The organism is Butyrivibrio sp. MB2005, from assembly GCF_000424285.1.
Lineage (GTDB): Bacteria > Bacillota > Clostridia > Lachnospirales > Lachnospiraceae > Butyrivibrio.
Genome location: NZ_AUJP01000017.1, coordinates 36334 through 48313, shown reverse-complemented (window position 1 = coordinate 48313; position 11980 = coordinate 36334). Strand labels below are relative to the sequence as shown.

The window sequence follows — 11980 nt, the reverse complement described above, 5'->3', positions numbered from 1 at the left end:
TTTGTAATAGAATAGTGCTAATGCAGTGCTTATTTTTGAAACTAAACAAGGGAGGGATTTAGATAATGAGTAATTATTCTATGGATACCAAATGCGTGCAGGGTGGATATACGCCCGGAAATGGTGAACCCAGACAGATTCCGATAGTACAGTCTACCACTTTTAAATATGCTACCAGCAGCGATATGGGAAAACTTTTTGATCTGGAGGCTTCTGGCTATTTCTACACAAGACTTCAGAACCCTACAAATGACTATGTTGCAGCAAAAATTGCTGAGCTGGAGGGCGGCAGCGCAGCTATGCTTACATCTTCAGGACAGGCAGCTAACTTCTTTGCACTTTTCAACATCTGCGAGGCAGGAAGTCATGTCGTAGCATCAAGCTCTATCTATGGCGGAACCTTTAACCTTCTTGCAGTAACAATGGCAAAGATGGGAATTGAGACCACATTCGTATCTCCTGATGCAACAGAGGAAGAGCTCGCAGCAGCATTTAAGGACAACACCAGAGCAGTATTTGGTGAGACCATTGCTAATCCCGCACTTACAGTTCTTGATATAGAGAAATTTGCAAAAGCAGCTCACGATCACGGTGTTCCGCTTATCATTGATAACACATTCCCTACACCTGTGAATTGCAGACCTATCGAGTGGGGAGCAGATATTGTTACACACTCCACAACCAAGTATATGGACGGACACGGCGTAGCAGTGGGCGGTGCTATCGTAGACTCGGGAAAATTTGACTGGATGGCACACGCAGATAAATTCCCCGGACTTACAACTCCCGATGAATCTTATCATGGTATCGTTTATGCTGAAAAGTTCGGAAAAGAAGGTGCATTTATAACCAAGGCTACATCACAGCTTATGAGAGATCTTGGTAGCATCCAGTCACCTCAGAACGCTTTTTATCTGAACCTTGGTCTTGAGTCACTTCATGTGAGAATGCCCAAGCACGTAGAGAACGGTCAGGCTGTTGCTGAGTTCCTTGAACAGCATGAGAAAGTAGTGAAGGTCAACTATCCCGGACTTAAGTCTGATCCTTACTATGACAGAGCTATGAAATATTTGGGAAATGGCGGATGCGGTGTTGTATCCTTTGAAATCGCAGGCGGAAGAGAAGCTGCGGAAGCATTCATGGGCAAGCTGAAAATCTGCGCAATTGAAACTCATGTTGCTGATGCAAGAACCTGTTGCCTGAACCCTGCTACTTCAACACATCGTCAGATGACAGACGAACAGCTTAATGCAGCAGGAATCCCTGCAGGACTTATCAGAATTTCCTGTGGTCTTGAAGATAAAAAAGACCTGATCGCAGATATCGAACAGGCCTTGCTGTGAGAACCTGGCGAAGTATTTTTGAGCCTGGTTCGAACGTGTTACACCGAGCTTGACGAGGTGTAACTTCCTTAACACGATTCAATTATATGCGCCATAACATGCAGCGCGTACAAACTCATTGCACTACGGCTCTGCTTCAGCTCATCGGTGAGCTCGAAGTAGAGCTTTTTATCTTCATAGCTTTCCTTGAAAACAGGAGAGAAAACAGCATCCCACTGAACCAGATACTGACCCGGTTTTCTCGTATAGCAGTTTGATGCCTTTGCCTGCTCCCTGTGACTCTTTTCGACAAACTGGGCAACAGACTTGTGAAGCGCCTGATCTTCCCCTGGCAGATAGTAGTAATCCTTATAATTATCGTAGAAATACTTAAGCTCTTTTTCCAAAAGCGGCATGCGTATTGAAGCGCTGCTTCCCTCAGCCTTGAAGTAACAGCCGTCGGCACTTCCGCCAACAGAAGATGGCAGATAATCCGGAAGAGACACCTTCATGATTATCTCCTCGCGGGTCTTACCTTCGTAGTCATTATAATAATTTGCTTGCACCTTCATGGCGCGGATAGGCAGATCAATCACAGCATCCGGATCCTCGTTTTCAGAGCTTTCATCCATAAGAAATCCGCTTCTGATCTGAGGAAATTCATCCGCATCGGTATTAAATAAGATCACGTTCTGCTCACAGAGTGCTGTAAAAAGATCATAGTAGTAAAGGGATGGCAAAAGAGCGAACATCCCGCGAACATCATCAGCATTATGCAGCAACAAAAGATTATAAGCTTTCTCAGTAGGGTTATTCAGATACTCTCTGTAGACCTCGATAAGCTCGCCGCCTGAGTACTCATCCTGTCTGTCGATTCCAAGGAAAAGCTCAATGGTTTTCTGCTTACAGTCAGGAATTCCAAGGACATTTTTATAGGGACTTATACGCTTGTATATGTCGATGGATTCCATATTTTCAAGGACATCGGTCATATTGACCTTATCGCATTTGAACTTGATAAAGGGCAGATCGAAGCGATTGCCGTTAAAATGAATCAGGGTCTTATAGTCCTTCGCAAATCCCATGAAGCATTTTATAACTTCGAATTCTTCATTTTTTTCATTGGCGAAAAATTGGCGAAGATGCCAGCCGTCACCACCATGGTAAGCACATCCGATCAGATACAGAGAACTTGTTTTCGGAGAAAGACCGGTGGTCTCGATGTCGAAAAACAGAATGTCTTTTTGATCATTACATATTCTCTCTAAAGGATAATCTGCGTCTAAGTTAATGATCTCATCTATGATTTTCATACCTTACACCCCAAAGAAATACATTAAAAAATTCATGCAAAAAACTGACAATTCATTCAAATCCTTAAAACATTAATATGATACCACATAAAATGCATAAATTGCCCATAAGTTTTCTAGAATAATCTGACTAATCGATCAACTTTGGTGTATAATATTTTTATGTATTTTCTTTACGAAAGGAAGAGGTAGGAAATGGCTAAATTAACTTTTGTTGGCGGAGTGCATCCTTACGAAGGCAAAGAGCTTTCCAAGGATAAGCCCATCAAGGAAGTCCTGCCGAAAGGTGATCTTGTCTATCCGGTATCTCAGCATATCGGGGCACCTGCAAAGCCGATCGTCCAAAAGGGGGACCATGTGCTGGTAGGGCAGAAGATTGCCGAAGCGGGAGGATTTGTCTCAGCGCCGATCTATGCATCGGTATCAGGAACTGTCAAGGGGATTGAAAAAAGGAGACTGGCTACGGGGGCGATGTGCGACAGCATTATCGTAGAAAATGACGGTCTCTACGAGGAAGCTCCAATGCTGCCCGTAAAACCTCTTGAAGAACTCACCACTCAGGAAAAAATCGATCTCATACGAGAAGCAGGCGTAGTCGGAATGGGCGGCGCCGGGTTCCCTACAGCAGTGAAGCTTTCACCCAAGGAACCGGAGAAAATTGAATATGTTATCGCAAACTGTTCTGAGTGCGAACCCTATCTGACCAGCGATTATCGTCGAATGATCGAGGAGCCTGAGCTCGTACTGGGCGGCCTTAGAGTTGCGGTTTCGCTTTTCCCCAATGCCAGAGGAATTCTCGCCATTGAGGACAACAAGCCCGACTGTATCGCAAAATTCCGCGAGCTTACCAAGGACGACGACAAGATAATGGTCAAAGCGCTTCAGACCAAGTATCCCGAGGGTGCTGAGCGTATGCTCATTTATGCCTGCACCAAGAGAGAGATCAATTCATCAATGCTTCCCGCAGATGCAGGATGTATCGTTGATAACGTTGATACTCTTTGTGCTGTATATAGGGCAGTTACTGAGGGCAGACCTCTCATGGAGAGAATCGTAACCATTACCGGTGATGCGGTTGTGGATCCCAGGAACTACAAGGTTCGCATCGGTACAAATTACAGAGAACTCCTTGAGGATGCCGGCGGTTTTGTAAAGTCACCTGCCAAGATCATTTCAGGTGGTCCCATGATGGGATTTGCTTTGTTTGATCTTGATGTTCCTACTACCAAGACAGCTTCAGCTCTTACCTGTCTTACAGAGGATGCGGTTTCTGCAATGGAACCCAGTGCTTGCATCAACTGTGCAAAGTGCGTGGAAGTTTGTCCCGAGAGACTCATTCCCAAGAATCTCGCAGATGCGGTTGAGAATGGTCAGGAGGAGAGATTCCTTGCTCAGTACGGTATGGAGTGCTGCGAATGCGGATGCTGCAGCTTTATATGTCCTGCCAGGAGACAGCTCACGCAGCTCATCAAGGGTATGCGTAAGATTCAGCTTGGCAAACGGAAGAAGTAAAAGAAAGGGAGAGTAACAATGAGCGATATGATGAAAGTATCGTCAAATCCGCATGTCAGAAGCGGCGTCACATCCTCCAACATTATGATGTGGGTGGTTATAGCGCTTCTTCCCGCAGCCGGCTTTGGCGTCTACAACTTCGGTATCGATGCACTGATCATACTTTTGATCTCAGTTGGCTCAACAGTCGCTACCGAATTTATCTATGAGAAATTAATGAATAAAAAGGTCACCATAGGTGATTTTTCTGCGGTTGTCACAGGACTTCTGCTTGGAATGAACCTTCCCTGCACAGCGCCCTGGTGGCTTCCCATCATCGGTGGCATCTTTGCAATCCTTGTTGTAAAAATGCTCTTTGGCGGACTTGGTCAGAACTTCATGAACCCTGCGCTTGCAGCAAGATGTTTCCTTCTGATCTCATTCCCGGCACTGATGACCAACTTTACAACTGATGTCTATACATCAGCTACACCTCTTACAGCACTCAAAAACGGCGAAGACGTTATGGTTATCGATATGATCATCGGTAAGATCCCCGGAACCATCGGTGAGACTTCCATGATCGCAATCGTGATCGGTGCCTGCATTCTTATAATGCTCGGTATCATCGATCTCAAGATTCCCGGAACATACATCGTTTCCTTCGTTATCTTCATCATCCTCTTTGGAGGACACGGACTTAACGGAACCTACATCTCAGCTCAGCTTGCAGGTGGCGGACTTATGCTCGGTGCATTTTTCATGGCAACCGACTATGTAACAAGCCCTATAACCACCAAAGGAAAATACATTTACGGTGTATTCCTCGGAGTCCTCACCGGAATCTTCCGTGTATTCGGCGCTTCCGCAGAGGGCGTATCCTATGCCATCATCATTGGCAACCTGATCGTTCCGCTTATTGAAAAGTACACAATTCCGAGAGCATTCGGAATCAAACCGGCACCGAAGAAGGAGGAGAAAGCATGAGAGACGTTAAAACTCTGATAAAAAATGCACTGGTTCTCTTCGTTATCACATTGGTAGCCGGAGTTTCACTTGGCTTCGTATACCAGGTGACAAAGGATCCTATTGCAGAGCAGGAGAGACTTGCTCAGGTAAAAGCTAATCAGGCGGTTTTCCCGGATGCAGCGGATTTCACAGACGAAGCTCTCGATGAAGCGGTGGCTGCTCAGGTTTTATCAGGCGCTGACTACGGCAAGATAGAGCTTACCAGTGTTAAAAAGGCAGTTGATGCATCAGGTAATGCACTTGGCTATGTAATTCAGGTTACAAGCGGCGGCTACGGCGACAAGATCGTATTCACCGTTGGTATAACCAATGAGTCATCAGTTAACGGTATATCTTTGATATCCATTAACGAGACTCCCGGACTTGGAATGAATGCCGAGAAGGTAATAGTTCCTCAGTTTGCCGGAAAACCTGCAACTGTTTTCTCAGTAACCAAGAATGCAGCTTCTTCCGACAGCGAGATCGAAGCAATCTCCGGAGCAACTATTACATCAAAAGCCGTTACATACGGCGTAAACGCAGCTGTTGAATATTTTCAGGCTGCATTACAGTAAGGAGGGGCACTGATGAGTGAAGAAAGAAAAGGAGCCCTTGGTTTTAAACAGGATACTCCTGCAGAAAGATTTTTTAACGGACTTATCGTAGAGAATCCGACGCTGGTACTCATGATTGGTATGTGTCCTACACTTGCGGTCACAACGTCGGCGATAAACGGTCTCACAATGGGACTTGCGACTACATTTGTACTTGCACTCAGTAATGCGGTTATATCACTACTTAGAAAGGTTATTCCGGACACGGTTCGAATTCCTTCATTTATAGTAGTAATCGCATCATTCGTTACACTGGTTCAGCTTGTTATGCAGGCTTACGTTCCCAAGATGTACGAAGCACTTGGCGTGTACATTCCGCTTATAGTTGTTAACTGTATCATCTTTGGTCGTGCCGAGGCATACGCTTCCAAGAACAACATCATTCCTTCCTTCTTTGATGGAATCGGAATGGGCCTGGGCTTTACCTGTGCGATAACTGTTATCGGACTTTTCCGTGAGCTTATAGGCGGCGGCACAATGTTCGATGTTCAGATATTCGGTGAAGGCTCAGTTGTTCCCGGACCGGTTGGATACTTCTTTTCACAGTATCAGCCGATTCGTATTTTCATTCAGCAGGCAGGTGCGTTCATTGTGCTGGCAGTGCTGATCGCAATTATGAACCAGGTAAAATTCAACCTTGAGAAAAAGGGCAAGGATACTTCCAAATTCGGCGTTGGCGGATGCTGCAGCGATGTAGAGATAAAGGATCCCCACAAGGTTAAGGAAGAGCTTCTTGCAAAAGAAAAGGCAGCTCTTGAAGCAAAAGAGACAATTAAGCCTGATTTCAAAGCAGCAGATAAAGAGCCTGTGCCGGTTAACAGTAAGGAGGAGAACAAATGACAAATACAATAGTAGGACTTTTGTCCATCATGATAACCGCCTCACTTGTTAACAACGTAGTACTTAGTCAGTTCCTTGGACTTTGTCCTTTTCTTGGAGTTTCCAGGAAAACTGAGACGGCTTTTGGTATGGGTATGGCCTGCGTGTTCGTTATCTCGCTGGCATCCCTTGTAACTAATGCAATCTATAAATTCATACTGCATCCGCTGGATCTTTCTTTCCTGCAGACCATCGTTTTCATCATGGTCATTGCCATGCTGGTTCAGTTTGTTGAGATGTTCCTTAAAAAGTTCGTTGTTTCTCTGTATCAGTCACTGGGTGTTTACCTTCCGCTGATCACAACCAACTGTGCGGTGCTTGGTGTTGCACTTAACAACGTAACTGACGGATACAGCTTGCTTGAGAGTACAATCTGCGGTTTTGCTACAGCAGTTGGCTTCACAATTGCCATCGTAATTCTTGCAGGTATTCGTGAAAAAATCGAGTTCAATGATATTCCTAAGCCCTTCCGCGGAATGCCTACGGTACTTCTTGCATCAGCGCTTATGGCAATAGCATTCACCGGTTTTTCTGCACTAAGATGAGCTTGGAGCAGAGCTGAGAGAACCTAATGAGGTATTTTCGAATTTGGTTCGAACGTGTTCTGGCGAACGAAGTGAGAGCAGAACTTCATTTTAAAAGGAGACAATTATGATTAGTGGTGTACTCATTGCTACAGCAGTGGTTGCAGGCGTCGGAATAATCATAGGAATAATCCTCGGCGTGGCTGACATGAAGCTGCATGTAGATGTAGATGAGAAAGAACAGGCTATTTTGGAAGCACTTCCCGGCAACAACTGTGGTGGATGCGGATTCCCCGGATGTTCAGGATGTGCGGCTGCTATAGCAAAAGGAGAGGCTGCAGTAAGCCAGTGTCCTGTAGGAGGACCTCCGGTAGCAGCAAGAATTTCTGAGATTATGGGTGTTGATGCCGGCGAAGCAAAGCGCATGGTTGCTTATGTACACTGTGGCGGCGACTGCGAGCAGGCAACCCAGAGATATGAATATTTTGGTGCAGATGATTGCCGTGTTATCAATCAGGTTCCCGGCGCAGGTCCCAAGACCTGTACCTTCGGATGCCTTGGCGGCGGAAGCTGCGTAAGTGTATGTCAGTTTGACGCGATCCACGTAGTTAATGGAATCGCAGTAGTAGACAAAGATGCATGTAAAGCCTGCGGTAAATGTGCAGAGATATGTCCCCGTCACCTTATTGACCTCATTCCTTATGACGCTACAGAATCTGTACGCTGCAAGTCCCAGGATATGGGCCAGGCAGTTAACAAATACTGTAAGGTTGGCTGTATCGCATGTCACATCTGCGAGAAGAATTGTCCTTCCGGTGCTATTACCGTCGAGAACAATGTAGCTACAATCGATCAGGAAAAGTGCACACACTGCGGACTTTGCGCAGAGAAGTGCCCGAAGAAAGCTATCGAAGTGATTTGATAAACTGACAGGTCAGATTGAATAGCAGGAAAATTTTTAATAGCCGGGAGAGCTGAAAACAAATAAGCTCTTCCGGCTATTTTAGATTAATTTCATAGAAAATACCTTTTCATTAAATATCTTTCAAAATCATAATATGTTACAATAATGCATATGTGCGCTGAGTTATGATTTGTATAGCAGAGGATTTTATGAAAAGTACCAATTCGTTTTCTTATATAATTATAAATGCGATCATAATGATCATTATTTCTTTTTGGCTGTTACCGGGGAATAGCATAGATGCTGAAGCTTCCGGTAATGCCGATCCTAACTGGTATTCACAATACAATTATGATCTTGACGAAGAAACTCATGAAATAAGTATTTATAAGTATATTGGGAAAGCTGAGGAAATCAGGATACCATCTGAAGCTGTAATTGATGGCAAGACATACGCCACAGTAGTCGAAGGCTTTAATGTAGAATCTGCAGTAAAGAGCATCAAGTTTGAACGAGGCGTAAAAATTGCTGACGGAGTTACTTTTAGCAGCGCCAAAAGTCTGGAAGCATTTGGTTTTGCCGGGGCAGATACTTCACGCATGACTACTATGAAAAGCATGTTTTCCGGTTGTGAAAATCTTAAAAAAGTTGATTTTACAGGTGTAGATACCTCTAAGGTTACAAACATGGATTACATGTTTTCTGCATGTACAAGTATTGAAAGTCTTGATCTTCGCGCATTTGATACTACTTCTCTTAAAACCTTTGCCCTCATGTTTAATAACTGCAGGAACCTTAAGGAACTGAATCTTTCTACCTTTGATCTTACTAATGCAAGCGGAAGACAGAACGGCTATTGGCAGGCTACAGATGGCTGTAACAGACTTGAGAAAATATGGACTCCCACAGGACTTAAGGATGCCACATATTATAAGTGGACACTTCCAAACAGACCATGGAAATACATTGATGGCTCCGGAAATAGCTATACCAGGATGCCTTACGGGGATGACGGCGTAACATCTAAGGTTCTAACTATAGAAAGAACAGGCCCCCTTAGCAGATATACTTATTCACTTACGAAGGAAACTAATCCCCGGAATAACAAAATTACTATTACAAGCTATGTGGGAGATGGCGGGGATGCGGAAATTCCTTCAAGTTTCACTATTGATGATGATACTTATTACACCTGCATTGGCGATTATTGCTACATTTCAGGTGTTAGGAAGCTGTCATTTCAAAGAGGCGTAACGATAACCAAAGACTGGACATTTACAAAAAGTGAATTCGAGGAGATAGACTTCACAGGTGTAAATAACAAAATTATACAGGGAATGCAACACTTTCTTTCCTACAATAAGAAGCTTAAGAAGATAACCTGGGGAGATTTTGATATTAAGGGATATGCAGGTAATCCTGTAACTTCTTCAGAATATATGGTGGCATATTGCCCCAATCTGAAAGAACTGGATTTTAGCTCTTTTGATATCAGCAGTTTTGAAGAGATATCAAATTTATGTTCCGGATGTACCGGCCTTGAAGTAGTGAATTTTAGCGGCGTAGATTTTTCTAACTTGAGAACTGACAGTACTATTTTTACAAATATTGGTCTCAAAGAGTGCAAAAATCTTAAGTATATCTATGCCCCAATCAATGTTCCTTCTGCGGGCAAATATCAGCTCCCGGGATATTTTGTTGATGAAGATGGCAATGAATATGAGTATCTGCCTGCAAATCTCACAGAGAGCATTTTGCTTTACTCTGAAGACAATACAGAAGAGGCAGAGCTGATTCTCAATCCACCTGATGATACCACCTGGCAGAACAATTTTACCTATACCCTTAAAGACTATGGAACAGGAAGATTTTCCCAAAAAGCCATAAGATTAACAAAGTACAAAGGACCTGCAGTTACGAATCTGGTCATTCCTAGCAAAGCCATCATAAATGGCATGGATTATGACACAGAAATTGCCAGCAGGTGCGAGATTACTAATGTTAAAAAGCTTTCTTTTGAGAGAGGCGTTTCAATAACAGGTAGCCATACCTTCACCAGGTGTGATTTTGAGGAGATTGACTTAACGGGAGTAAGCTATGAGATCATATCCTGCTCGCAGCATCTTCTTTCCTATAATAATAGCCTTAAGAAAATAACCTGGGGCGATTTTGACATTAAAGGAAAGGCATCAAATCCTGTTACAGGTATAGAATGCCTTGTGCTATCATGTCCGAATTTAAAGGAACTTAATTTAAAGGGCCTTGATTTTTCCGGTATGACATATATGTACGCAATGTGCGAGGCTTGCGATAATCTTGAGACTTTGGATTTCTCTGATTGCAGCTTTAAGTCCTTTGATTCTAAGCACATTTCAAACCAGGATATAGGTATCAAAGGCTGTAAAAATATTAAATACATTTATGCGCCTGTTGACCTACCTTCAGATGTGAAACTGAGTCTCCCCGGCGTGTACGTAGATAAAGACGGAAATGAATACAGATTTTTTCCTACAGGGCTAAGAAAGTCCATAAAGCTGACAAGGATAGATGTGGCAGACTGGTTAAAAGATGAGGAAGAAGATCTGATAGGAAGCCTTCAGACTGTTAAAAACGTAAAGTACGAAGTTCAGTCAGGGGATGCGGTTTCTGTAAAAGGTGCTGACACTAAGACAAAGTCTGTCGTAATTCCCGATAGCGTTTTAATAAATGGCAAAACCTACAAAGTAACTAAGATTGAAAGCTCTGCCTACAAAAAGAATAAAAAGCTTACAAAGGTAACTATAGGATCAAATGTAGAGAAAATAGGTAAGAACGTTTTTAACGGGTGTAAGAACCTTGGCAAAATAACAATCAATGGAAAAAATCTGAAATCCGTTGGAAGCGGCAGTTTCAAGGGTATCAAGAAAGGTGCTAAGATCACCATTGTATGCAAAAACAAAAAGACCTATAACAGGATTGTCAGGAAGCTAAAGAGTGCCGGAGCAAAAGAAGCGGTATTTAAGTATAAAAAAGGATAATTTATCCGAGCAAATTTTTTACAAATAACGTATAATAGTTGGGTATGAAAAAACGACTAGCAACTATAGATACATTAAGAGGATTTACAATTATAAGCATGGTTCTGTACCATTTTTGCTGGGACCTTAAGTATATCAAGGGGTTCGACATGGAATGGTACGTCAGTGCGGGAGCACATTTCTGGCAGCAAAGTATCTGTTGGACATTTATTTTGCTGGCTGGATTTTGTATGCACTTTGCCAGGTCGCCCCTTAGAAATGGTGCGATCGTGTTCCTGTTTGGAGTAATAGTGACCTGCATTACAGAGATTTTTCTTCCTGAAGCACCGGTGCATTTTGGTGTGCTGACACTTCTTGGATCATCCATGATGCTGATGGGAGTTTATCTGAAAATCTATGACAAGATTAATGGTCTTACTCCGGCCCTGAGCAGAGAGCATAAGTATAAGCCCGATAAGAATGTAAGTGCATTTGGATTTATGATAAGCGCTCTTTTATTTGCGCTTACCAAGGGAATCAATTACGGAGTACTTAAGCTTGCCTTTATTAAGTTTGATCTGCCGGCATCACTTTATCAGGGCGGCGGAGCTGACGGAATGGGACGTTCATACCTGACCTACCTTGGCTTTATGCAGGACGGATTTTATTCATCCGATTATTTTTCACTTATGCCATGGTTTTTCCTTTTTGTGGCAGGATATTTCCTTTATGGAATTTTAAGGCCGTATTTTAAAGCAGGAATTTTTCATATAAATATTAAGCCGCTTTCTTGGCTTGGCAGGCATTCACTTTTAATCTATCTGCTTCATCAGCCTGTCTTATATGCAATCACATTAATATTGCCATAGGTGTAAAAAGCTATGGGCTTCCATACCGGATTTCCGGCTTTCGAAGTGAGGGGAGAACTT

Annotated in this window: 10 protein-coding genes; 9 read left to right on the top strand and 1 reads right to left on the bottom strand. The window is 43.3% G+C overall.

Features of this window, described 5'->3' with window-relative positions:
* Nucleotides 1–65 precede the first annotated feature (65 nt).
* Entirely contained in the window at nucleotides 66–1343 is a 1278-nt protein-coding gene (locus G610_RS0110125) for an O-acetylhomoserine aminocarboxypropyltransferase/cysteine synthase family protein (protein ID WP_026524693.1), read from the top strand.
* A 68-nt stretch (nucleotides 1344–1411) separates the two neighbouring features.
* On the opposite strand, the gene G610_RS0110120 is transcribed toward G610_RS0110125, so the two are convergent.
* Nucleotides 1412–2635, bottom strand: coding sequence for a ribonuclease H-like domain-containing protein (locus G610_RS0110120; protein WP_035797353.1), 1224 nt, complete (start codon nucleotides 2633–2635; stop codon nucleotides 1412–1414).
* 195 nt (nucleotides 2636–2830) lie between these two features.
* Here G610_RS0110120 and rsxC point away from each other — a divergent pair, with 195 nt between their 5' ends.
* The 8 genes from rsxC to G610_RS0110080 all read left to right on the top strand — a co-directional run bounded on the left by rsxC (nucleotide 2831) and on the right by G610_RS0110080 (nucleotide 11920).
* Entirely contained in the window at nucleotides 2831–4147 is a 1317-nt protein-coding gene (gene rsxC, locus G610_RS0110115) for an electron transport complex subunit RsxC (RefSeq protein WP_026524691.1), read from the top strand.
* An 18-nt stretch (nucleotides 4148–4165) separates the two neighbouring features.
* Nucleotides 4166–5113 carry an RnfABCDGE type electron transport complex subunit D gene (locus tag G610_RS0110110; RefSeq protein WP_026524690.1) on the top strand — a complete coding sequence of 316 codons (948 nt, stop codon included), beginning with the start codon at nucleotides 4166–4168 and terminating at the stop codon, nucleotides 5111–5113.
* Nucleotides 5110–5709, top strand: coding sequence for an RnfABCDGE type electron transport complex subunit G (locus G610_RS0110105; protein WP_026524689.1), 600 nt, complete (start codon nucleotides 5110–5112; stop codon nucleotides 5707–5709). The genes G610_RS0110110 and G610_RS0110105 overlap by 4 nt, the downstream gene beginning before the upstream one ends.
* A gap of 12 nt (nucleotides 5710–5721) precedes the next feature.
* On the top strand, nucleotides 5722–6588 hold the full coding sequence (rsxE, locus tag G610_RS20490; protein WP_081667367.1) for an electron transport complex subunit RsxE: 867 nt from the start codon (nucleotides 5722–5724) through the stop codon (nucleotides 6586–6588).
* The gene (locus G610_RS0110095; protein ID WP_026524688.1) at nucleotides 6585–7172 is read left to right on the top strand and encodes an RnfABCDGE type electron transport complex subunit A; all 588 of its coding nucleotides are present in this window, start codon (nucleotides 6585–6587) and stop codon (nucleotides 7170–7172) included. The genes rsxE and G610_RS0110095 overlap by 4 nt, the downstream gene beginning before the upstream one ends.
* A gap of 106 nt (nucleotides 7173–7278) precedes the next feature.
* Nucleotides 7279–8073, top strand: coding sequence for an RnfABCDGE type electron transport complex subunit B (locus G610_RS0110090; RefSeq protein WP_330367493.1), 795 nt, complete (start codon nucleotides 7279–7281; stop codon nucleotides 8071–8073).
* A gap of 191 nt (nucleotides 8074–8264) precedes the next feature.
* The gene (locus G610_RS0110085) at nucleotides 8265–11072 is read left to right on the top strand and encodes a leucine-rich repeat protein (RefSeq protein WP_026524686.1); all 2808 of its coding nucleotides are present in this window, start codon (nucleotides 8265–8267) and stop codon (nucleotides 11070–11072) included.
* A 44-nt stretch (nucleotides 11073–11116) separates the two neighbouring features.
* Nucleotides 11117–11920, top strand: coding sequence for a heparan-alpha-glucosaminide N-acetyltransferase (locus tag G610_RS0110080; RefSeq protein WP_026524685.1), 804 nt, complete (start codon nucleotides 11117–11119; stop codon nucleotides 11918–11920).
* Nucleotides 11921–11980: the final 60 nt, after the last annotated feature.